Source organism: Ruminococcus sp. SR1/5 (assembly GCF_000209835.1).
Classification (GTDB): domain Bacteria; phylum Bacillota; class Clostridia; order Lachnospirales; family Lachnospiraceae; genus Blautia_A; species Blautia_A fusiformis.
Window position 1 is genome coordinate 2,176,275 of the sequence record NC_021014.1, and the last position, 23,408, is coordinate 2,199,682.

Annotated in this window: 17 protein-coding genes, 2 pseudogenes and 1 other annotated feature; of the genes and pseudogenes, 5 read left to right on the forward strand and 14 right to left on the reverse strand. The window is 45.3% G+C overall.

The window, feature by feature from the left end:
• Positions 1 to 690 (forward strand): annotated as a pseudogene (locus CK1_RS10915) (hypothetical protein); the annotation flags it as partial.
• Between the two features lie 60 nt (positions 691 to 750).
• On the opposite strand, the gene CK1_RS10920 reads toward CK1_RS10915, so the two are convergent.
• The 11 genes from CK1_RS10920 to CK1_RS10970 form a co-directional block, all read right to left on the reverse strand.
• Positions 751 to 1,977 (reverse strand): hypothetical protein, encoded by a 1,227-nt coding sequence (locus tag CK1_RS10920; protein ID WP_015526296.1) that lies wholly within the window; start codon positions 1,975 to 1,977, stop codon positions 751 to 753.
• A gap of 42 nt (positions 1,978 to 2,019) precedes the next feature.
• Positions 2,020 to 2,835, reverse strand: coding sequence for a PP2C family protein-serine/threonine phosphatase (locus tag CK1_RS10925; protein WP_015526297.1), 816 nt, complete (start codon positions 2,833 to 2,835; stop codon positions 2,020 to 2,022).
• A gap of 30 nt (positions 2,836 to 2,865) precedes the next feature.
• Positions 2,866 to 4,815 carry a serine/threonine protein kinase gene (locus CK1_RS10930; RefSeq protein ID WP_015526298.1) on the reverse strand — a complete coding sequence of 650 codons (1,950 nt, stop codon included), beginning with the start codon at positions 4,813 to 4,815 and terminating at the stop codon, positions 2,866 to 2,868.
• Between the two features lie 98 nt (positions 4,816 to 4,913).
• Positions 4,914 to 8,612, reverse strand: a complete 3,699-nt coding sequence (rpoC, locus tag CK1_RS10935; RefSeq protein WP_015526299.1) for a DNA-directed RNA polymerase subunit beta' — start codon at positions 8,610 to 8,612, stop codon at positions 4,914 to 4,916.
• Positions 8,613 to 8,629: 17 nt separating this feature from the next.
• A complete protein-coding gene (rpoB, locus tag CK1_RS10940) occupies positions 8,630 to 12,439 on the reverse strand; it encodes a DNA-directed RNA polymerase subunit beta (protein ID WP_015526300.1) in 3,810 nt (1,269 codons plus the stop codon).
• 272 nt (positions 12,440 to 12,711) lie between these two features.
• Positions 12,712 to 13,476: a right-handed parallel beta-helix repeat-containing protein gene (locus CK1_RS10945; RefSeq protein ID WP_306289095.1), complete on the reverse strand. Its 765-nt coding sequence runs from the start codon at positions 13,474 to 13,476 to the stop codon at positions 12,712 to 12,714.
• Complete coding sequence (locus tag CK1_RS10950) at positions 13,383 to 15,353, reverse strand: right-handed parallel beta-helix repeat-containing protein (RefSeq protein ID WP_015526301.1); 1,971 nt, start codon at positions 15,351 to 15,353, stop codon at positions 13,383 to 13,385. Before CK1_RS10950 ends, CK1_RS10945 begins: the two co-directional genes overlap by 94 nt.
• A gap of 141 nt (positions 15,354 to 15,494) precedes the next feature.
• A complete protein-coding gene (gene rplL / locus CK1_RS10955; RefSeq protein ID WP_015526302.1) occupies positions 15,495 to 15,869 on the reverse strand; it encodes a 50S ribosomal protein L7/L12 in 375 nt (124 codons plus the stop codon).
• Positions 15,870 to 15,944: 75 nt separating this feature from the next.
• Positions 15,945 to 16,454, reverse strand: coding sequence for a 50S ribosomal protein L10 (gene rplJ, locus CK1_RS10960; RefSeq protein ID WP_015526303.1), 510 nt, complete (start codon positions 16,452 to 16,454; stop codon positions 15,945 to 15,947).
• Positions 16,455 to 16,506: 52 nt separating this feature from the next.
• Positions 16,507 to 16,643 (reverse strand) — a sequence feature (ribosomal protein L10 leader region).
• 50 nt (positions 16,644 to 16,693) lie between these two features.
• Positions 16,694 to 17,323: a uracil phosphoribosyltransferase gene (gene upp / locus CK1_RS10965; protein ID WP_044961929.1), complete on the reverse strand. Its 630-nt coding sequence runs from the start codon at positions 17,321 to 17,323 to the stop codon at positions 16,694 to 16,696.
• A 158-nt stretch (positions 17,324 to 17,481) separates the two neighbouring features.
• A complete protein-coding gene (locus tag CK1_RS10970; protein ID WP_015526305.1) occupies positions 17,482 to 18,360 on the reverse strand; it encodes a Cof-type HAD-IIB family hydrolase in 879 nt (292 codons plus the stop codon).
• Positions 18,361 to 18,682: 322 nt separating this feature from the next.
• Between CK1_RS10970 and CK1_RS10975 the strand changes: the two are divergent.
• Positions 18,683 to 19,818: pseudogene (locus CK1_RS10975) on the forward strand (FAD:protein FMN transferase).
• Between the two features lie 149 nt (positions 19,819 to 19,967).
• Here the strand turns inward: CK1_RS10975 and CK1_RS18875 are convergent.
• Positions 19,968 to 20,120, reverse strand: a complete 153-nt coding sequence (locus tag CK1_RS18875) for an MGH1-like glycoside hydrolase domain-containing protein (RefSeq protein WP_412380049.1) — start codon at positions 20,118 to 20,120, stop codon at positions 19,968 to 19,970.
• Between the two features lie 11 nt (positions 20,121 to 20,131).
• Between CK1_RS18875 and CK1_RS18340 the strand changes: the two genes are divergently transcribed.
• From CK1_RS18340 to CK1_RS10985, 3 genes are read left to right on the forward strand one after another with little or no spacing between them, the layout of a single operon-like run.
• Entirely contained in the window at positions 20,132 to 20,239 is a 108-nt protein-coding gene (locus CK1_RS18340) for a response regulator (RefSeq protein ID WP_180211352.1), read from the forward strand.
• A gap of 39 nt (positions 20,240 to 20,278) precedes the next feature.
• Positions 20,279 to 20,566, forward strand: a complete 288-nt coding sequence (locus CK1_RS10980) for a response regulator (RefSeq protein WP_129975543.1) — start codon at positions 20,279 to 20,281, stop codon at positions 20,564 to 20,566.
• Between the two features lie 19 nt (positions 20,567 to 20,585).
• Positions 20,586 to 20,789, forward strand: a complete 204-nt coding sequence (locus CK1_RS10985; protein WP_255363757.1) for a helix-turn-helix domain-containing protein — start codon at positions 20,586 to 20,588, stop codon at positions 20,787 to 20,789.
• Between the two features lie 87 nt (positions 20,790 to 20,876).
• Here the strand turns inward: CK1_RS10985 and CK1_RS10990 are convergent, their stop codons facing one another.
• Together CK1_RS10990 and CK1_RS10995 are read right to left on the reverse strand one after the other, a co-directional pair.
• A complete protein-coding gene (locus tag CK1_RS10990) occupies positions 20,877 to 21,146 on the reverse strand; it encodes a kinase (RefSeq protein WP_306288878.1) in 270 nt (89 codons plus the stop codon).
• Between the two features lie 89 nt (positions 21,147 to 21,235).
• Positions 21,236 to 23,404 (reverse strand): glycoside hydrolase family 2 protein, encoded by a 2,169-nt coding sequence (locus CK1_RS10995; protein WP_015526308.1) that lies wholly within the window; start codon positions 23,402 to 23,404, stop codon positions 21,236 to 21,238.
• Positions 23,405 to 23,408: the final 4 nt, after the last annotated feature.

Here is a 23,408-nt window from a genome sequence, read left to right on the forward strand (position 1 = left end):
ACTCCAAAACCGAAGCCTACTGCTACTCCAACTCCGAAACCTACTGCTACTCCAGTTCCGAAGCCATCCACTACCCCGGCTCCAATGCCATCTGGCACTCCGGCTCCGAAGCCATCCACTACTCCGGCTCCTGTGATCACGAAATTAACTGCACCGTCAATTAAGACCTCTGCCTCCTGGAACAGCTGTACGCTCCGCTGGAACCGTATAAACAATGCCCGGAACTATATTCTCTACAGAAAAACAAATTCTGGGAAATACACAAAGATCAAAACTTTAAACGCAAATACTACTTCATACAAAGACACAAAGATCACTATCGGAAATAAATATTCTTACGTGATCCGTGCAAGCAAAAAAACATCCTCCGGTTATATTTACAGTCCAGTTTCCAAAGCAGTGACTGTGAAACCGAATCTGCTCCGTCCGTCCATAAAGCTTAAAACCCTCAAAGGAAAACAGACCCTTTCCTGGAAAAAGATTTCCGGAGCAACCGGCTATGTCATCTATCAGAAAAAAGGAAATGGTTCCTTCAAAAAAGTAAAAACTATTTCTTCCAAAAATACCAGCTATACATTTAAGACAGCAAAAAATGTTACATATAGCTACAGACTGGTTCCATACCGCACAGTAAACAGGAAGGTAAAGACCGGACCTGCAAGTGCGGTAAAAACCGGAAAAGCAAAATAACAGACTTACCGGATCGGACAAAAAAAGGATGATGCGTCACCGAAACGCATCATCCTTTTTTCAGTTCTTTTCTTCTCCCTCTTCATAGGATTTTTCCCAAATCTCGGAAAATACTGCCAGCGGACAGTCTGTCAGCAGGCACATCAGAAGAAAGCACTCATATGGATTCACTATGTAGATCTCACTCATTTCGCAGCGGGCCAGGATCTCTTGGATCTCCTCCAGGAAATGGCGATATCTCGTATACGGATCATCTTCTGCCATCTCCTGAGAGATCACAAAAAACTCCAGCGTGATCAGATCAAACCGCTCCACCGGAAATTTATGGTTCAGGATATTGTTGATCCTCTGGCGGCTGAAGCGCTTCTGGCTGAAATGCTTTGCCAGAATGGATGCGGACATCTTTTTGAGATTTCCCATTTTATTAATAGGGATCCCGCTGCAGATAACCTTTTCCAGATCCGAAGCACTGATATTCTCAGGCTTCCAGATCTTTTTGCCACCGTTTTCTTCCTCATCTTCCTGATACATGGCTGCAATGATCTTCCTTGCCCGCTCCAGAAGGATCATAAATTCCTGAAAAGCCTGGCTCTTCTCTGATTTCGGATCATCATGTCTTCCTTTCAGAAAAGCCAGATATTCCAGAAGCTTTTCTTCACTGTCCAGACAAAGCCCTGTGCCATACACGATCTCTCCGGTCTTTTTTTCCACCGGAGTCATCTGTTTGTAGGTTTCTTTATATTCCTCCGCTTTATAATAGCCAAGATGATTCCGGTAACAATACCAGTAGATCACTTCTTCCGGATTATGAAAATCAAAATCCTGCTCACGAAGCACCCGGGTCAGAAAATCTGAAACATCCTCTGTACTCATCCGAAGTCCGAACCCCAGCAGAAAAACTGTTTCACGCTTCACAGATGCCTGAGTCAGCCAATTATTCACCAGAGAACTCAGCTTGGCTGATGTAGGTGACATGGATTTCGGTGTGTAGGTTTCCTTGAAGGATTCCACAACGATCTCTCTGTAGACTTCCTGCGGCACCTGGGAAAAAGGCTCCTCAAGCTCTGCACGCTCATACACATATCGTTTCAGATAGTCACCAAAGGAAACCAGTTCCATCTCCTTGTAAAGATAATGAAAAATAACATCTGCATCCTCATCCTCAAAGGAATCCAGACTGACAACCTGGCGGAACTTCTGTGCTGCCTTTCTTGTAAATTCAAAGTCCTTCACTGAATCGAAGGCAACTGTCTGTTCAAAATCAAGATCCTGCATTCGATTTCTCATCGCAAATTTTCTCCTTATCCCTTTTCTTACTCCCCGGGTTTATTACCGTCCGGTACTGTGGCGCTCTGCCCAGCGTTTGAGAATATTTTTTTCTTCATAGCCGCTGATCTGTGCAAGGACCAGTGTCACATTATCTCTGCCGCCTCTTTCCAATGCCTGTTCCAGGATCTTACCTACTTTTTCTTCTGCGGTTTCTGTCCCGTCAAGGATCTTCTGAAGCTCCTGATCAGAAAGCATGTCTGTCACTCCATCTGAACAGATCAGATACGAGCTTCCCGGCTGATAACCGATCTCCACGATAGAAGGCTCCAGTGCCATGTTTTCTTCCTGAAAGCCCAGATACTGCGTCAGCGGAGCTTTTCCCAGCATTTTTCCGCCGATCACATGGTCCGTGGAAATCTGCTGGAACTTCCCCTGAAAATGACGGTAGATACGGCTATCCCCAAGGTTGCAGGCATAGATCACCTTTTCACTGAAAGACAAAAGTGCCATGGTTGTTCCCATGCTTCTGATACCGTTTTCATTGCTGTAGCGACATACTGCCTCATTCATATTTTCGCAGGCTCCTGTCAGAAAAACCACAGGCTCTTTTTTCAAGGTCTTTTTGTTTTCTTCATAGAAGCCTCCCAGCGCTTCCACAGCTGCAGAAGCTGCCATTTCACCGCAGCTTTCTCCGCCCATGCCGTCAAAAACAGCCAGCATTGGAAGCTGCCAGTGCTGTGTATGACCTGCCAGGATTCCGTCAACCCCCTGGTTGTGCACCGGCAGGCGCACTCCGCAGCACCAGAAATTATCCTCATTATTTGTCCTCACCTTTCCGGTGTGACATGTATACGCATAATCAATCTGATAGGCCATTCTTTTTCCTTTCGTAAAAACCCTTCGACATTACTGCTGAAGCTCCACTACAGAATTACTCCAGTATTTGTCTCCCAGTTCTACATATTTGTCGTTATCGCTCTCTTTATCATGAACCTTACCATCTGCATCGATCCATCGGATCAGAAGGCCGTCCTGATAATAAAAATACTGCTTCTCATCTCCGTCCCATACATAAGTATAAAACATCTGCTCGCCCCAGTAAAAATATTCCTCATAAACGCCATCTGCGGAACTGCCTGGATATACAAGTACTTTGGCGATCTCTCCTGATCCATTATAAAAGCGCAGGCGATCCCCCTCTGTACCTTCACGTCTATAGCTGTCCAGAGCATTTTCTATGGTTGTCGCATGGTCACGTATCGTTTCCATTGCCTGTGCGAAACTTTTATCCGAATTGTCTGCAGTACCGAAATTTCCTTTGTTCAGAGCATCAGAATCATCGGAATCTGTATACGAAGGTTCCCCGTTATCCACAGGTTTCCGTATCGTTCGTACCGCAAGGATCCCGCCGATCAGCACAACAAGGATCCCGGCTGTTATAAGCATTCTGAAAATACCTTTCCGTTTCCTTCTGTCATCGTCATTTCCATCATTCTCTGGCACGGATCCTTCCCACTCCTGGAGATTCTGGTCACGGTCGTCTTCCAGATCTGTGATAGAGGTAACTCTGGGCTTTACAGCTCCGGTTTTTCTTATACCGGGATCTGACTGACGGGAACGTCCTGACGGATAACCGGACAGGCTATCCTTTTCGGATGCTGTTTTTCCGGATGCAGATTTCTGAGGCTTCTGTATTGTGCTCTGAGCCTTTGGCGTATTCCGGGCTGCATTTTTTGCTATTTCTCCGGCTATCGGTTTATCCGGCTGTATGGATACCGGCACAGGATTTTTACGTGCCTGACGGATCGCATCCGTATTCAGCTGACTCGTTCTTGCCAGCTGTCTGGCTGCACCCTCCTGAAGAAACTTCGGCATGGACTCCGGAACAGGTCTTTCCTCCACTGGTTTCGGTTTCTCATGAACTCCCTGTTCTCTGTTTGCCGCTCCATACCGGATTTCTTCCAGTGCTTCCCGAAACTTATCAGGAGTCTGATATCGTTCTTTTGCATCATAAGCACAGGCTTTTAAGATAACGGAGCCGAAAGCCTCTCCTGCATCCACAGGGGGTGGCGGTGTTTCGCCTGACATCCTCCTCGTGAGTGCGTTCTCCTTATCTCTGTATGTGATCAGCTGTTTTTCAAGATTCAGAAACGGAAGCCTGTTATGATTCATCAGTTTATATAACACCAGGCCAAGTGCATAAATGTCCACTCTGCTGTCGTACTGTTCTCCCCTGTACATCTCCGGCGCCATATAGGAATAAGTTCCCTTTTTGGAAAGGGTACTCATGGTTTTTTCCAGTTCTCTGGCGATTCCAAAGTCCCCCAGCTTGAAATCCCCGAACCTGGATACAAAAATATTCTCAGGTTTGATATCCCTGTGGATGATGTGAAGCTGCCCACAGTATTCCAGTGATCTGCAAAGATCGATACCCAGCTTCATCACTTCTTTTTCTGTGAGATTTTTTCCCGCATAATATTCCATGAAGCTTGTGAGATATTCCATGCGGATAAAAATATCCCATCCGATCTCGTCCAGATATTCCATCACCTTGTAATCTTCTACAGATACAATATGGGAATTTCCCCGGAAATACTCCATGGTGCTTACTTCCTGAATGCACTCCTCCACCAGATTTTCAAAATAACCGCGGACAGATTTTTCATCACCGGATTCTGAGCGCACACTGTCCAGCTCCCCTTTACTGGCGGGGATTGTGATTATCTTAATTGCCGAGTAAAAAGAACGTCCCTTCTCAGTTCTCTGAGCTTTATACACTCTTCCAAAAGAGCCTTCCCCGATCTTGCTTACGATCTTCCATTCCGGCCACGGGGAAATTGGCAGTTCCTTGTCCATCGCAATCCCTCCTCTCTCAGAAAATCCCTGCTTATAAACAGAAATCTCCCTCCGGATTTCCGGGGGGAGATTTATTTATATTAGCAAGGTATATCGACTTATTCTTCTACCGGTGCAGTTTCCTCTGCTGTCTCTTCAACAGCAATGGTCTCTTCCTCCGGAGCAGTCTCAGTCTTCTCTTCCTCTACGGAAATTTCCTCTGTATCCTCAGGCTCCTCGGAAGCTGTTTTTACCTCCGGCATTCCTGTGTCAAGACTGATCTCACTGTAACGCTTCATACCTGTACCTGCAGGAATCAGCTTACCGATGATAACGTTCTCTTTCAGACCGATCAGCGGATCGATCTTACCTTTGATAGCAGCCTCTGTCAGGACTTTTGTTGTTTCCTGGAAGGATGCTGCTGACAGGAAGGAGTTTGTAGCAAGGGATGCTTTGGTAATACCAAGCATAACCTGTTTGCCCTCTGCCGGCTGTTTGCCCTCTGCCTCAAGTTTCTCGTTAACTTCCTCAACATCAAGGACATCAACAAGTGTTCCTGGCAGGAACTCTGTATCTCCGTTATCCTCGATACGGATCTTCTTCAGCATCTGATGAACGATAACCTCGATATGCTTATCGTTGATCTCAACACCCTGCAGACGATATACACGCTGAACCTCACGAATCATGTAATCCTGAACTGCACGCACACCCTTGATTCTCAGGATATCATGCGGATTTACACTACCTTCTGTCAGCTCATCGCCGGCCTCAAGAACCTGTCCGTCAAGGACTTTGATACGAGAACCGTATGGGATCAGGTAAGTCTTGGAATCGCCTGTCTCCGGATCGTTTACGATGATCTCACGTTTCTTCTTAGTGTCGTTGATCGTGGCAACACCTGGGATCTCTGTGATGATTGCAAGACCCTTCGGCTTTCTTGCCTCAAAAAGCTCCTCGACACGAGGAAGACCCTGTGTGATATCTCCACCGGCAACACCACCGGTATGGAAAGTACGCATGGTCAGCTGTGTACCTGGCTCACCGATAGACTGTGCTGCGATGATACCAACAGACTCACCAACCTGTACCGGCTCACCGGTAGCCATGTTCGCACCATAACATTTTGCGCAGACACCAACCTTGCACTTACAGGAAAGGATGGTACGGATCTTCAGTTTGTCGATCGGTCCGCCTGTCTGGTTGCTTACGCCCTCTTTCATGATACGGGCTGCACGCTTCGGTGTGATCATGTGGTTTGCTTTAACAAGGATTTCTCCATCTTTATTCTTAACTGTCTCACAGGAGAAACGTCCTGTGATACGCTCCTGAAGGCTCTCGATCTCTTCTTTTCCGTCCATGAATCCACGAACGACCATACCGGAGATCTCTGCTCTGTTCTCACAGCAGTCCGCCTCACGAACGATCAGATCCTGGGATACGTCAACAAGTCGTCTTGTCAGGTATCCGGAATCGGCTGTACGAAGAGCGGTATCAGAAAGACCTTTACGAGCTCCATGAGCGGACATGAAGTACTCCAGTACGTCAAGACCTTCACGGAAGTTTGACTTGATCGGGAGCTCGATGGTATGACCGGTTGTATCAGCCATCAGTCCTCGCATTCCGGCAAGCTGTTTGATCTGCTTATCGGAACCACGGGCTCCGGAGTCAGCCATCATGAAGATGTTGTTGTACTTATCAAGACCTGTAAGAAGTGCCTTTGTAAGCTCATCATCGGTCTTCTTCCAGGTATCAACAACCTCTTTGTAACGCTCTTCCTCTGTGATAAGACCACGTTTGTAGTTCTTTGTGATACGGTCAACAGTATCCTGAGCCTGCTTGATCATCTCCGGCTTCTGCGGCGGCACGGTCATATCGGAAATGGATACGGTCATGGCTGCACGTGTGGAGTATTTGTAACCCATAGACTTAACGGAGTCAAGTACCTCGGCTGTCTTTGTTGCACCGTGAGTATTGATAACCTTTTCAAGGATCTGCTTCAGCTGTTTCTTACCTACAAGGAAATCAACCTCAAGAAGCAGTTCGTTTCCAGGTACGCTTCTGTCCACAAATCCAAGGTCCTGCGGAAGGATCTCGTTGAACAGGAAACGTCCCAGTGTGGACTGAACATTGCCGCTTAAAACAGTTCCGTCCGGCATTGTCTTATGACAATGGACAATGATCTTTGTCTGGAGTGTGATGACCTTGTTCTCATATGCAAGAATTGCCTCGTTGACACTCTTGAAGAACTTGCCCTCACCCTTGTTTCCAGGTCTTTCCTGTGTCAGGTAGTAGATACCAAGGACCATATCCTGTGAAGGAACGGCTACAGGACCACCATCTGACGGTTTCAGAAGGTTGTTCGGTGATAACAGAAGGAAACGGCACTCTGCCTGTGCTTCCTGGGAAAGCGGAAGATGCACGGCCATCTGGTCACCATCGAAGTCTGCGTTGAACGCGGTACAAACAAGCGGATGAAGCTTGATCGCCTTACCTTCTACAAGAATCGGCTCGAATGCCTGGATACCCAGACGATGCAGTGTAGGTGCACGGTTCAGCATAACCGGATGCTCCTTAATGACGTCCTCAAGGACATCCCATACTGCCGGCTCAAGCTTCTCTACCATTTTCTTGGCATTTTTGATGTTGTGGGAAGTTCCGTTGGCAACAAGCTCTTTCATAACGAAAGGTTTGAACAGCTCGATAGCCATCTCCTTCGGAAGACCACACTGATAGATCTTCAGTTCAGGTCCTACGACGATTACAGAACGTCCGGAATAGTCAACTCGTTTACCGAGAAGGTTCTGACGGAAACGTCCGGATTTACCCTTCAGCATATCGGAAAGGGATTTCAGAGCTCTGTTTCCAGGTCCTGTTACAGGACGTCCACGGCGTCCGTTATCGATCAGGGCATCTACAGCCTCCTGCAGCATACGCTTCTCGTTGCGGACAATGATATCCGGAGCACCAAGCTCCAGAAGTCTTTTCAGACGGTTGTTTCTGTTGATGATCCTTCTGTAAAGATCATTCAGGTCAGATGTTGCAAAACGTCCTCCGTCCAGCTGTACCATAGGACGAAGATCCGGCGGGATAACCGGGATAACGGTCATGATCATCCACTCAGGACGGTTGCCGGACTCACGGAAGGACTCCACAACCTCAAGACGTTTGATGATCCTTGCACGTTTCTGGCCTGTTGCGTCCACAAGCTCTGCCTTCAGTTCTTCAGAATCTTTTTCAAGATCGATAGCCTGAAGGAGCTCCATGATGGACTCGGCACCCATACCTACACGGAATCCTTCTCCGTAAGACTCACGTGCTTCCTGGTACTCACGCTCGGTGAGTACCTGTTTGTACATAAGTCCGGAATCTGCAGGATCCAGAACGATATAGTTAGCAAAGTAAAGCACTTTCTCCAGTGTTCTCGGAGAAATATCAAGGATCAGACCCATACGGGACGGAATTCCTTTAAAGTACCAGATATGAGACACCGGAGCTGCAAGCTCGATGTGTCCCATACGCTCTCTACGAACGGCAGATTTGGTTACTTCAACACCGCATCTGTCGCAGACAACGCCTTTATAGCGAATTTTTTTGTACTTTCCACAGTGGCACTCCCAGTCCTTGCTCGGTCCGAAAATCCTTTCACAGAAAAGACCATCCTTCTCAGGCTTCAAGGTTCTGTAGTTGATCGTTTCAGGTTTTAAAACCTCACCGTGTGACCACTCTCTGATCTTCTCAGGGGACGCCAGTCCGATCTTGATGGCATCGAAAGTCATTGGCTGATATGTTTCATTGGCGTTGGTTGTTTCTGCCATGTATTCTTTCCCCTTTCTTATTCCTCATCATCAAAGGACTCTTCAAACTCGATCATATCATCTTCGTCTTCCATGTCCTCATCTTCTTCTACATTGACAAGCTCTTCTCCGCTGAACTCCTGCTTGGTGTAGCCGTGTTTACCGAAGGACTCCTCATCTCTGCGTCCTCTGGAATCGCCCTCGATGACATGACGAAGATCAGTATCTCCGTAATCAGAGGTCTCCATAATGTGTACCTCTGATCCGTCTTCGCTGAGCACACGTACATCCAGACCAAGAGACTGAAGCTCTTTAAGAAGTACCTTAAAGGACTCAGGAATACCTGGCTCAGGAATGTTGTCACCTTTGATGATCGCTTCATAGGTCTTAACACGTCCGATCACATCATCAGACTTCACTGTCAGAATCTCCTGCAGTGTGTAGGAAGCACCATATGCCTCCAGTGCCCAAACCTCCATCTCTCCGAAACGCTGTCCACCGAACTGAGCTTTACCACCCAGAGGCTGCTGTGTTACCAGGGAGTATGGACCTGTGGAACGTGCATGGATCTTATCATCTACCAGATGATGCAGCTTCAGGTAGTGCATGTGACCGATAGTTACAGGGCTGTCGAAGTACTCGCCTGTACGTCCGTCACGAAGTCTTACCTTACCGTCTCTGGAGATCGGAACGCCCTTCCAGAGTGCTCTGTGAGCTTTATTCTCATCGAGATACTGCATAACATCCGGTGCAAGGATGTCTTTATATTTCTCACGGAATTCCTCAAAGTCTTCCGTATTAACGTAATCGTTGGCAAGCTCCAGAGTATCCTGGATATCAACCTCGTTTGCGCCATCGAATACAGGTGTTGCAATATTGAAGCCAAGTGCTTTGGCAGCAAGGCTCAAGTGGATCTCCAGGACCTGTCCGATGTTCATTCGGGAAGGTACACCCAGAGGATTCAGCACGATATCAAGAGGACGTCCGTTTGGAAGGAATGGCATATCCTCAACCGGAAGTACACGGGAAACGACACCCTTGTTACCATGACGACCAGCCATCTTATCACCAACGGAGATCTTTCTCTTCTGTGCAATATAAATACGTACTGCCTGATTTACTCCAGGGCTCAGCTCATCGCCGTTCTCTCTTGTAAATACCTTGGCATCTACGATAATACCATACTCACCGTGCGGTACCTTAAGGGAAGTATCACGTACCTCTCTTGCCTTCTCACCGAAGATAGCACGAAGGAGACGCTCCTCAGCAGTAAGCTCAGTCTCTCCCTTAGGAGTAACCTTACCGACAAGGATATCACCGGCACGTACCTCAGCACCGATACGGATGATACCGCGCTCATCCAGATCCTTCAGAGCGTCATCGCCGACACCCGGAACGTCACGTGTGATCTCTTCCGGTCCCAGCTTGGTATCACGGGATTCTGCCTCATATTCCTCAATATGGACAGATGTATAAACATCATTCTGTACCAGTTTCTCACTAAGAAGAACAGCATCCTCGTAGTTATAACCCTCCCAGGTCATAAATCCGATCAGCGGGTTCTTACCAAGTGCAAGCTCACCATTGGATGTAGACGGGCCATCCGCGATAACCTGTCCTGCCTCAACATGCTCACCCTGGAACACGATCGGTCTCTGGTTGTAACAGTTGCTCTGGTTGCTTCGCATGAATTTAGTCAGATGATAATCATCTTTTGTTCCGTCATCATTCTTGATAGAGATATCTGTAGATGTGGAACGAAGTACTGTACCTGCTTTTCTTGCAACAACGCATACACCGGAGTCAACAGCTGTCTTGGTCTCCATACCTGTACCAACAACCGGAGCCTCTGTTGTAAGAAGCGGAACGGCCTGACGCTGCATGTTGGATCCCATCAGCGCACGGTTCGCATCATCGTTCTGCAGGAACGGGATCAGGGCTGTAGCAACGGAGAATACCATTCGCGGAGATACATCCATGTAATCGAACATGTGCTGCTCGTACTCCTGTGTCTCCTCGCGGTAACGACCGGAAACGTTCTTATGAATGAAGTGTCCCTCTTCATCCAGCGGCTCATTCGCCTGTGCTACATGGTAATTATCTTCCTCATCCGCTGTCATGTATACAACCTCATCGGTTACACGCGGGTTGGAAGGATCTGTTTTGTCGATCTTTCTGTACGGAGCCTCTACGAAGCCGTACTGATTGATCCTTGCATAGGATGCAAGGGAGTTGATAAGACCGATGTTCGGTCCCTCAGGAGTCTCGATCGGGCACATTCTTCCATAGTGGGAATAATGTACGTCTCGAACCTCGAATCCGGCTCTGTCTCGTGACAGACCGCCAGGTCCCAGTGCGGAAAGTCTTCTCTTGTGAGTCAGCTCTCCAAGCGGGTTGTTCTGATCCATGAACTGTGACAGCTGGGAAGAACCGAAGAACTCTTTTACTGCTGCAGTTACAGGTTTGATATTGATCAGGGACTGCGGAGAAATACTCTCTGTGTCCTGTGTTGTCATTCTCTCACGTACCACACGCTCAAGTCTGGAAAGACCGATGCGGTACTGATTCTGAAGCAGCTCACCGACAGCACGGATACGACGGTTGCCCAGGTGGTCGATATCATCATCGTTACCAAGGCCATACTCCAGATGCATATTGTAGTTAATGGACGCAAGGATATCTTCCTTGGTGATGTGTTTCGGGATCAGGTCGTGGATATCACGTTTGATCGCATCACATCTGTCCTCAAATGTGTCATTTTCTTCCAGAATTTTTTCGAGCACCGGGTAGTATACTAATTCTGTAACACCCAGGGACTTCGGATCCTCAAGCTCCGGCAGATAGTGACGGATATCAACCATAAGGCTGGAAAGAACTTTGATCTCTCTCTCCTCACCCTGGATCCATACGTACGGAACTGCGGAATTCTGTAATGTATCAGCAAGCTCTTTTGTAACAAGTGTCTCAGCCTCAGCAAGGATCTCACCTGTTGTTGTATCTACAACATCCTGGGAAAGCTTGTGGCCTACGATACGTTTATTGAAATGAAGCTTCTTATTAAATTTATAACGTCCGACTTTGGCAAGGTCATATCTTCTCGGATCGAAGAACATTGCCATGATCAGGCTCTCTGCGCTCTCTACTGCAAGCGGCTCGCCCGGACGGATCTTCTTATACAGCTCAAGGAGACCTTCCTGATAGTTTGTGGAGGTATCCTTTGTAAAGCTGGCAAGGATCTTTGGCTCTTCACCAAACAGATCGATGATCTCAGCATTGGTTCCAATGCCCAGTGCACGGATCAGAACAGTGATCGGAACCTTTCTTGTTCTGTCTACACGTACATAAAATACATCATTTGAATCTGTCTCGTACTCCAGCCATGCACCTCTGTTCGGAATTACAGTACTGGAAAACAGTCTCTTACCAAGCTTATCATGAGCGATCGCGTAGTAGATTCCAGGGGAACGTACTAACTGGCTGACAATAACACGCTCAGCACCATTGATAACAAAGGTACCCGTAGCTGTCATCAGCGGTAAATCTCCCATGAAAATCTCGTGTTCGTTGATCTCTTCTGTTTCCTTATTGATCAGCCTTACTCGAACCTTCAAAGGTGCGGCATAAGTCACGTCACGTTCTTTACACTGCTCGATGGAATATTTTGCATCTTTTTCATCGTATGTGAAATCGATGAATTCCAGACTGAGCTTTCCGCCGTAATCTGCGATCGGAGAAATATCATCAAATACTTCTTTTAAACCTTCGTCAAGAAACCACTGGTAGGAATCTTTCTGAACTTCGATCAGGTTTGGCATTTCCAGGACTTCTTTTTGTCTCTGGTAGCTCATACGCATGCTTTTTCCAGTTTTTACAGAACGAATTCTGTTTTTTCCATTGACGTTTCACCCCTGTTTTTTTATTATTTATTACAACATGATCCCGCCTGACCTTTAGGCAGGCATATCTAGCCATAATATAGCATCCTCCACTTTAACATAAGAAAAAAAGTGTGTCAAGCACTTTTTTTGATTTTTTTACATTTTTTCAAAAAAAAGATTCTGTTCCTTCTATACATACGATGTATGGATATCCGGAACAGAATCTTTTTTATCACACATACTTACTTCACAATAGTATTTACTGTTACTGTATTTCCGTATTTATCTTTTGAGACAAGTTTCAGAGCAGTATTCTTTTTTTGCTTCTTTATTTTAATAACGTACTGTTTCTTTTTGTTTACGGATGATACACCCAGCTTTGTCTGTTTTCCGGAACGCCGCGCATAGGCAATAACTGTCTGGCTACCTGATGCAGTTCCGCTTATAGCTGTACTTCTTGATGTAACAGCTCTGCATGAAGGACGGTTGATGCCGGTCCATCCTTTGCAGCTTTTTACATATACCGCCTGAACCTTTCCGTTTTCACAAAATGTATTCTTTTTCATGACCGGTATTACAGATGCATATGCATAAACACCATTCCCCCTATTTTTCTCCGCACGGTTTCCTGATACTTCGGATACTTTTGATTTCCAGAGCAAAATACCACTTTTTGCATTTGATGTCACACGATTGCTTTTTACCCTGACTCCGCCGGCCACATACTCAATTTTCACGCCATGATTTTTGTTGGATAAACAGATATTACCAAGAACATTATTGTTCTTTCCTGCATTTACACGTATTCCCGAGCCGGCCACTGATTTAACAGTATTCTTCTGTGCAGTGGATGAAGTATTTACAGATTGCAGATAAATTCCATCTCCGCCTGCTCTGGAAACAGTATTCTGCTCTACAAGATTTCTCTGTTCTGATCCTGCTGCATAGACAGAACCGGAGAGATAAATTCCCGTATTTGCAGTTCCGGACACTGTATTCCTGCTGATAACGCTTCCTCTGGAATCCTGGGCATAAATCCCAAAATTGGAATATGAAGAAGTTTTTTCATTGTTACCTGATTATCTGTTACGGTATCTGTGTCAGTAAGAGACATGCTGATTCCGTTTCCATATCCGCTGATCTGATTATCTTCTACAGTCACACCTTTCACCGGATATATCTTTTTAGGGAGCACAGCTCCATCTTTTTTCATATTATAGCCTGAAACTTTTATACCACTGCAGATCCATGCAATTCCACCAATACTGGTAGTTCTGGCAAGACTGATGTAGTTTCCTGCCACACGAAGATTCCTGTTTTTCAGCATGTCCGGCCCATCATCATAGCCTGGCGTCTGGTGTGTATTGCTGCTCACAGAAGAAATGTCCACTCCATTTCCCACATTTACCATGGTATTATTTTCTGCTGTAGAATCTTCATAATTCATAAACCTTATACAGCGTTTTTTTACATTATGGAAAGTATTATTCGTAACTGTGATCCTTTTATATGTTTTTCCGGACATCATACTGTGCGTTCCCAGCCCTGTAAAGACATCTTCGAACACATTTCCATCAATCACAAAATCTTCACAGGTCGTTCCATCGTAAGGTCTGTACTGTGGAAAAACATTGCTCTCATCTGTACAGCAGTCGATCTGAATACATTCCTGTCCGCCTTCCACATAATTCTTATAATAGCCACTGAATGTACAGCCTGTGATCTTGGCATTTTTCACTCCGCCAAATTCCAGAAAATGAGATTTCAGATTATTAAGAAATGTAGCATTTTTAATCGTAACATTCGTAGCATGTCCAATGCAAAATCCCACAAATCCGCCTGGTGCATCCTTATTTTCCACACACTGATAATTGTAGTCCCAGGTTCCTCCATCGATCACAATGTTGCGATATCCATCATATCCGCCTTCTGAATCTTTGGTATTTCCAAGGCGGAGGATCAGATGTTTGGTGGTAGACGTTTTTGTAATATTAGCGTCTCTTGCATATAAGTACATATTACTGTACATGCAAAGTGTACCTGTCAGTTCATAATTTCCCGGTGGAATTATGATCTTGCAGGGATTTTCATCTGTGGCCTGATCTTTCAGTTCAAGAAACAGTGTGTTCAGGGGTGCTGTGATATCCTGTCCTTCCTCAACTTCCAGAGTCACAGTCTGATAAGTTCCAAGTTCTCCATCTGAAGCATCTCCTGCGGAAAAATCCCCAGCAGCATTGGCATCATCTGTAAAATCAGCCTGTGCCTGACCTGCGCCTTCATCAGCTTTATTATTATCCGGCTCTGCGACGTTTTCTACATTACCGTTTTCCTGCTGAAGCTGAAGTTCTTCGGAACCGTTATCGCCGTTCTCCGTTCCTTCGGAAAAATCTGCCGGCAATTCTCCGCTGATACTGCCATCTGCTGTCTGAATATCCTCACTGCCAGCTTCCGTTGCTGCATTGTCAGAAATATTCTTATTTGTGTCAAAATCTCCATCTGTGCTTCCATCTGAAAATGTGTCTTCAGTTGAATTTTCCGATATTTCCTCATCCCCCGGTGCCTTTGATACATCCACTGCTTCTACAGCACCTGACTCTATTTTTGTCCAGGATGCCTGTGATGCAGGAACCACACTGCCATCGTTATCCAGCACAAGCGGATCCAGATCCTGTTCCGGCATATTTTCCTCTTCTTCAAGCTCCTCCTGCTGCTGCATTGCAGCTTCCTGAGCCCGAAGTTCATCCAGAGGATTTTTCACGTTTACAGTTATATTTTTTACATTTTTTCCGACAGACACTGTCTTGGCTGCCGTCGGAAAAGAAACTCCTGTGATTCCCAACGCAGCAGCAAGGATACAGGCCATTATTTTCGTTTCATATTCCATCCACCCTTTCCTATCTCCTTTATTATCCTTTCTTTTTCTTCAAAAAGCAAGATTTACCCTGGATTTTTCACTAAAAAAGGCTGCTGTGCCGCCGGTAAACCGGCAGGCACAACAGCCTTTAAAACTTCTGATCTGATCGGATTATTTAAGTGTAACCTTAGCTCCCTCAGCCTCAAGTTTAGTTTTGATGTCCTCAGCCTCAGCTTTGGATGCGCCCTCTTTAACAACCTTCGGAGCACCATCAACGATAGCTTTAGCCTCTTTAAGTCCAAGACCTGTAACCTCACGAACAACTTTGATAACTTTAACTTTGTTAGCGCCAACCTCTGTAAGCTCTACGTCAAACTCATCTTTCTCCTCAGCTGCCTCGCCTGCTGCACCTGCTGCTGCTACAACAACACCTGCTGCTGCGGAAACGCCAAACTCTTCCTCACAAGCTTTTACAAGGTCATTTAACTCTAATACAGATAATTCTTTGATTGCTGCAATAAATTCTTCTGTTGTTAATTTTGCCATTTTAATTTCCCTCCATTTATAAATTTTAATTAATAATCATGCGGTCGTTATGCCGCCAATTGCACGTTGCTGGGATTACTCAGCAGCTGCTGCGTCAGCTCCGCCGTTCTGCTCTGCGATCTGATTAAGCACACGAGCGAAGTTTGCGATCGGAGACTGCATGCTTCCAAGCAGTTTTCCAAGAAGTTCCTCTCTTGAAGGAATTGTGGACAGTGCCTGAATTCCGGCCTGATCATTGTAGTTACCTTCAACTACACCTGCGATCAGCTCCAGTGCCGGGAACTGTTTTGCATATTTAGCAAGGATTCTTGCCGGAGCAGTTGCGTCTTTCTCGGAGATAGCGATCGCATTTGTGCCATGTAAATGATCACTAAGGCTCTCAAATGCTGTACCCTCGAATGCACGACGCATCATGGTATTTTTGTATACCTTGTACTGAACACCAGCTTCTCTTAACTCTTTACGAAGAATTGTATCCTGCTCAACTGTAAGACCGCTGTAGTTTACAAGTACAACAGACTGTGCGTCTTTAATGCTGTTAGAGATCTCTTCTACGATTGGTTGTTTCAGTTCTACTTTTGCCATGAAATGGTACACCTCCTTATAGATTTTGTATACCGCCGTCGCAATAAGTCAATCTGTTTTAAAAAAAGACCTTACTGCTTCGCAATAAGGCCTTGTGTAATCTTAACTCAGAATACTTGGACCTCGGTAGGCGTTTTGATCCTTATGCCTTACGGCACCTACTGTCTTCGGCAGCGTTCTTAGGTACAATACCATAACAGTGCCGGGTGTGTCAAGTATTTTTTAAGATTTTTTCAAAATTATTTAGTACCAAAAATTCTGTCACCGGCATCACCAAGTCCCGGGCAGATATAAGCGTTCTCATTGAGCTCTCTGTCAAGGGAACCGCAGTAGATCTGTACATCCGGATGTGCCTCATGGAGACGTTTCAGTCCCTCAGGAGCTGCGATGATGCACATAAACTTGATATTCTTTCCGCCCTGTTTCTTGACAAAATCAATGGCAGCTTCGGCAGAACCGCCGGTTGCAAGCATCGGATCAACGATCACTGAAATACGCTCGTCAATAGATTCAGGAAGCTTACAGTAATACTCATGGGGCTCATGTGTTACCGGATCACGGTAAAGTCCCACATGTCCGACCTTTGCAGACGGTACCAGTGTGAGAATGCTGTTTACCATTCCAAGTCCTGCACGGAGGACCGGGATCACTGCCAGCTTCTTACCTGAGATCATCGGTGTCTTACAGGTTTCTATCGGTGTCTCGATTTCCACTTCCTCTGTAGGAAGATCACGAAGCGCCTCATATCCCATCAGGATTCCGATTTCCTCCACCAGTTTACGGAACTCGTTTGTTCCTGTATTTTTATCACGGAGCATTGAAATTTTGTGTTTGATCAGCGGGTGATCCATAATATAAACATTTTTCATTTTTTCCATCGTGATTTCCTCTCTTTGTCTGTGTTTTTTGTAAAGCGAAACTTCTCATTCCACTCTGCTTCATACACCGGAACGCAAGCCTTTCGCTTTTCTGTATTCATCTTTCTACATTATAATATATATGGCACTTTTTCAAAAGGGGGGAAAAACTATTTTCCCTGGCGTTCCAAAACCTGATCGATAGCATAGGCCACACCAAACTCATTGTTGCTCTTTGTGATGTATTTTGCTGCCTTTTTGATCTCCGGAACTGCATTTTCCATTGCAACGGTTGCGCCGAAATCCATGGAAATCATGGAATAATCATTAAGGCTGTCACCAAGAACCATCACCTCATCCATGGTATATCCCAGAGACTCGATATATTCTTTCAGCACCGGGCCTTTCTGCGCCTCTACTGCTGTAATCTCCTGATTATATATAAAGGAAGAAGCCACTGCAACGGCTGGATTTTCTTTCAGCTCATCGCTGAGTTTCTCCAGCTGCTCCACATCTGCCGCAAAAATGAAGATCTTATATATCGGCGCACCGCTGCTCTCCAGGGAACGGATATCGGAAATCCCTTTCGTGTTTCCGGCGATTCTGCGGTACTGCAGGGATTTCCGTACAATCTCCTCGCTGGTATCTATGTCCATATTGAAAAGACGGATCTGCTGAATGATCCCGTCTTCAATTTCCTTCTTTGTTCCAATACGGTAATCATAGCGATCCGTAAAAAATGCTACAGATACCGGGTATTTTTTTGCCGTATTGTAGACCTCCTCACACAGTTCAATAGAGATCGGTGTACTCTTTACAACCTCCTGCTGCGGATTCCGTACTTCAGCACCGCTGCTCACCACATAATCACAGGTCAGCTCTGTTCCCTTCAGCTCCTCCATGGCACCGGGAAAATTCCGGCCGGTGGCAACCATAAAACGGATTCCCGCATCGCAGGCACGCCTGACCGCCGCAAGGGTTTCCGGTGCGATCCTATGGTCATCACCAAGAAGTGTGCCATCCATATCACTTGCAATTACTTTTATCATGAAAAATTTCTCCTTTTATCTGTAAAAATTCCGGTCAATCATTCGGATCCATAGCAAATATGTCCTTTTTTCGGAGAAATTATATCTTATATTATTGCAAAATACAATGATTTTTGCGACAGGCATATGCCTTTCTGATTTCAGAAATACATGGTATAATGAGATTTCATAAATCTGTCCGATGTCGGTCAAGCGTATATCCGCAATCCGCGTCGCTGCTTGATCCGGTTAAGTGAATAACCCCATCCACATGTACTACATAGATTTGCATCAAATAAATGCTCTTCAGTTAAGTCAGTCAATCAGAAAACAGGAGAATATTATGTCAACTTATTTTTTTCATTCCAAAAGAAGCCGCTCGCATTCCCGTTTCTTCTATTTAATATTGTGCACAGTCCTTGTCTGTCCAATACTCCTTTTCACAGGCTGCGGAAATATCACGGATGCAGATACATCCACCACCGGAAATGAGCCTATCAGTATCAGCAGTATCAAATTGAATACAGCTGTACAGATCACAATTTACGATTCTCAGGATAAAGCTCTCCTAGATGACTGTCTGGCACTGTGCGATAAATATGAGCTGATCTTCAGCCGGACAAATGAGAAAAGCGAGCTTTATAAATTAAATCACCGCAAAGATACATCGGATAAAGATACCAATACCGACCGGCAGACTACTCCATATCCGGTCAGCGGCACAGCAGACACCTGGCATATATCTGAAGACCTTGCCGCTCTGCTTTCTGAAGGACTCGATATCACCAGGGAATCCGACGGTGCCTTTGACATCGCCATTGCGCCTTTGACCTCTCTCTGGGATTTCACAGCAGAAGACCCGAAGGTTCCGGATGATGCAGCTATTCAGAAAGCACTCCCTCTGTGCAGCTCCGACGGCGTCACCATTGACGGGCAGGATATCACACTTCCCTCTGATGACATCCAGTTCGATGTAGGCGCCATTGCCAAGGGCTATATCGCAGACCGCATGAAAGATCTTCTGGTAAAAAAGGGGTAAAGAGTGCCATCATCAACCTTGGCGGCAACGTCCTCTGCATCGGCTCAAAGCCTGACGGCACTCCCTTCAAAGTAGGCATCCAGAAGCCCTTTGCAGATCGCAACGAAACCGAAGCCGTTATGGATATCACCGGAAAATCTGTTGTATCCTCCGGAATTTATGAGAGGTGCTTTAAGCAGAACGGAAAATTATACCATCACATCCTGAACCCCAAAACCGGCTATCCATATGACAATAGCCTGATCTCTGTGACAATCATCTCCGACCAGTCTGTGGACGGCGATGCCTTAAGCACCACCTGTTTCGCCCTTGGTCTGGAGGACGGACTGAAATTTGCGGAGAAAAAAGGAGTGCAGGCCGTTCTTATCACAGAAGATTATGAACTGCATTATACTGACGGATTCCAGGATGAGATCAATGTCACTGATGTGGAATCCTGAACCATGAAATCTTTTTCAGTAACAACCAAAAACCTTACGGATAGACCATATTTGTCACATAAGTCTGCGGATAATCTTTCAGAAGATTTGCCATTGCTGTCTGTGTCTGTGTCGTTGAAAATGGCTAGGATGGGCCGTTCCACAGACATTCATAATCTGCCTCCGTACCGTGGATGTCTCTGTTCCGCAGTTGTAGGGCCACAGGGGGGGGAGGCAAAACCTTCCGGATTCACAATCTGCTCCCAAGCTTCTTCATATCCCTTATCCGGAAGTTCAAAACACCATGGGATAAATCCGAGCAAACAGTGATCTTCTGGAAGCAGATAATGCCGAAGATGGCCTGAAGATCATTCTCAAAGAGCATCCTGACATTATTATCACAGATATGAAAATGCCCGTCATGGACGGAATACAGCTCTAAAAAAAGCCGGAAGAACTTCACATCGACAGCAAAATCAGTGTGATCAGCGGATTCAGCGATTTCAAATATACAAGACTTGCGATCCAGGCCGGTGTTATTGATTACATACTGAAGCCTGTTGATCCCCAGAATTTGAACAATGCGCTTTCAGCCACAATTTCTCAGTTGGAAAGTGAAGCAGGCAAAACTGGGACTTCCGATTCTGCTTCATCACCCGAACCCTGCTCTGCGTTCACCAGTAGGGTAATCAGTGATGTTTTTGATTATATCAATGCACATTATCTGGAAAATATCTCCCTGGCCGATATTGCAGAATCTTTTTTCTAAGTAAGGAGCATCTGTCCAGATTGTTTTAAAAAAACGTCAGAATCTTTTTTCCTATACTATGCAGTTAAAGCTCACCGAGGTGAAACGGCTTCTGCAGTCTACGGATATAACTCTCGACGACATTGCCTGGCATCTTGGTTTCAGCAATGGAAATTACTTCAGCAAGGTTTTTAAAAAGAACTGTCAGATGTCTCCCAGTGAATACCTGAACGTACAGCTATAGTTCTTCAGAAAACTTTTCTCCGATAAAAAGTAGCTGTAACTGAGCGTATTCGTTCAGTTACAGCCACTTTATTCAATATTATTATATTCAGTTATTGATCATATCCGGCCAGGAAAGAATCTCTGCAGAAATCTTCTCTTCATAATCTCCGTCAATGTCCTCACTTCTTCCAGCCGCATAAATATTGGTCTCGGCACCCCAACCGTTGTCCTCGTATTCCCATACATGGAATTTCAGTCCACGGAACATGAAATCCAGACTTCCGCAACCATCTTCCTCTGTGTATTCGAATGTGATATTTTTTTGTTCAGAGCATCCTGTACTTTCTGTAAACGCATATAATATCGCTCCTTCCACGCCTAAAATCTTCCTTTATACACAAAGTATAACATGTTGTGATTTTTGACACAAGTCAAGGATGAAAGTGCCTGTGAGCTGCAGATAGCTCAGGCCCAGTAGAGTCTCATTCCAAACTCATGGCTCATACGGTCCGGATGCCCATCAACTCTTGAAAGCAAAGTACAGATATCCTGATAGGTATTCTTTGCCATACATTTACCGCTATTATCAGAAAGAATTAGTGTAAGGTTCCACTTCTTGCCTTTTCCGTATTCTTTCTCAAAGGTTTTTACCATGACACGGCTGTCTGCCGGAACTTCTGCTTTAACACTTCCCTTTTCCACCAGTTCTCCGTTCAATGTTTCTGTAATGATCCATGTAAGTTCACACTCTCCCAGAGCTCCATCTGTATCATTTACAATATACAGACTGTCCAGATAATCTTTGTGCTTTGCAAAAGCACCCACTGGTGCGTTGCTTTCCAGTATAGCCTGAAGACCCTTTTTGGGAATTCCCCACCAGTCATATAATCCGTAGAAGCTCTGAGGACACAGATCGATAAACATAAACTGTATATATCCTGAGCAAGGTTCATATTTCTGGATCCTGTAATGCTCTGTATAATATTTCAGAAGCTTATACTGATATTCCTGGATCTTCGGGATATCATCCACCAGTTTTTCCAGACGATGATATACCGCCGGAACAGTTTTCAGATTTTCACTGCTGCCCGGTGCATCAAATCCGTACTCTGTATTCAGCTTTTCTGTCTGCTCATAAATATCTGCATATTCTCCACCGCATAAAGAACCCAGATAATTATGGCTGTCCCCGCTAAGCAGATCGTCTTCGCAGAAAGAACCCTTGATGATCGGTCTGCCCGGATCCATCTTCTGTACTTCCCTGTACAAAGCAGGTCCCGGATTTTCCTCCATAAATCTCCTTCTCACATTTCCATCCGGATCAATACATCCCGGTTCATTCATAATGATCCAGCAGATCAGAGACGGATGATGCTTCAGAAGTTTCACATTTTCTCTGTAAACATCTGCAAATCTCTGCGCCCATTCATCTGTTGAAGGATGCGTCCAGTTGTACTCCGAATCCTGAAAAACTGCAATTCCCAGCTCGTCACACAGATCATAAAAAACTTCCTGCTCTGTGTGGACATGTACTCGTACCAGATTAAAACCTGCCGCCTTTACATTAAGAAGATCTCTCAGGTACCGTTCCTTTGTCATTGCAGAAATATAACAATCCGGAAAATAAGAGGTTCCTCTTATATACAGTTTCCTGTTATTAAGCCAGAATCTTGTTATTTTTTCATTACGCTCAATCTGAATGTCCCGAAAAGCAAAATTCGTTGTTCTGCTGCTCAGTATGTCTTTTCCCCTGCTTAACGTAAGTTCTGCCTGATACATCCAGGGATAACCATGATCCCATGTGGACCACAGTCTGACATCTTCCACTTTAAGCTCACATTTAAAACCTGTCTCTGCTTTCTCTGCCATTATCTGAACAGTTTTTTCTGCCTTTATAAGACCGGACTCTTTTTCCCGGATCTTTACATTAAAATCATATGTCTCCCCGGATTTCAGACCTCGCGCTTCAGTTTCCACATATACGTCTGCTTTCCTTACATCCGGATCCAGTTCATACTTCAGATCTGTCTGATCTTCCAGAACACCTTCTTCTGTCAGGATCAGTTCCACTTTTCCGTAGATTCCTACAGGATTTACATCTCTCTGGATAAATGTATCAGAATGTTCGTAGGTACCTTTTACCATATTTCTTTTTACCAGGTGGGTTCTGGAATCCTGTGCATCCAGCTCCACCTCATCATCCCATGGAGAACTTACCTTTACAATGAGATAATTTTTCTCTCCAAAAACAAGCTTATCTTTTACATTAAAGGAAAATGGAGCGGAATATCCTTCATGCTCTCCAAGAAATTCTCCGTTAATCCATACTTTTCCATAATAATCAACATTGGTAAATTTAAGGACAGCATCCGTAACTTTCTGATCCGGAACTTCAAACTCTGTTTTGTACCACCAGGGCGCCTGATTGAAATATCTCAGTTCACGCCCGAAATATGGCTGTCTGGCATAGATAAGCTGCAGATGTTTCAGTTCCTCCAGTTCCTCCCATTCAGACACCTGGGAACCTACGGAAGTATCCGCTTCCCTGGCAGCATAAAGCCCGGTCTTTTCCCCTGTATCATGAACATCCTGCAAAATTTTCCATCCTTGTTTCAATTCAATCCTTGTTTCCATTTCA

What these genes read in the sequence shown, in the direction of transcription:
- CK1_RS10920 (WP_015526296.1), bottom strand. Translation starts at nt 1,977, where the DNA reads ATGAGAAATCGAATGCAGGATCTTGATTTTGAACAGACAGTTGCCTTC.
- CK1_RS10925 (WP_015526297.1), bottom strand. Translation starts at nt 2,835, where the DNA reads ATGGCCTATCAGATTGATTATGCGTATACATGTCACACCGGAAAGGTG.
- CK1_RS10930 (WP_015526298.1), bottom strand. Translation starts at nt 4,815, where the DNA reads ATGGACAAGGAACTGCCAATTTCCCCGTGGCCGGAATGGAAGATCGTA.
- rpoC (WP_015526299.1), bottom strand. Translation starts at nt 8,612, where the DNA reads ATGGCAGAAACAACCAACGCCAATGAAACATATCAGCCAATGACTTTC.
- rpoB (WP_015526300.1), bottom strand. Translation starts at nt 12,439, where the DNA reads ATGAGCTACCAGAGACAAAAAGAAGTCCTGGAAATGCCAAACCTGATC.
- CK1_RS10950 (WP_015526301.1), bottom strand. Translation starts at nt 15,353, where the DNA reads ATGGAATATGAAACGAAAATAATGGCCTGTATCCTTGCTGCTGCGTTG.
- rplL (WP_015526302.1), bottom strand. Translation starts at nt 15,869, where the DNA reads ATGGCAAAATTAACAACAGAAGAATTTATTGCAGCAATCAAAGAATTA.
- rplJ (WP_015526303.1), bottom strand. Translation starts at nt 16,454, where the DNA reads ATGGCAAAAGTAGAACTGAAACAACCAATCGTAGAAGAGATCTCTAAC.
- upp (WP_044961929.1), bottom strand. Translation starts at nt 17,323, where the DNA reads ATGAAAAATGTTTATATTATGGATCACCCGCTGATCAAACACAAAATT.
- CK1_RS10970 (WP_015526305.1), bottom strand. Translation starts at nt 18,360, where the DNA reads ATGATAAAAGTAATTGCAAGTGATATGGATGGCACACTTCTTGGTGAT.
- CK1_RS10995 (WP_015526308.1), bottom strand. Translation starts at nt 23,404, where the DNA reads ATGGAAACAAGGATTGAATTGAAACAAGGATGGAAAATTTTGCAGGAT.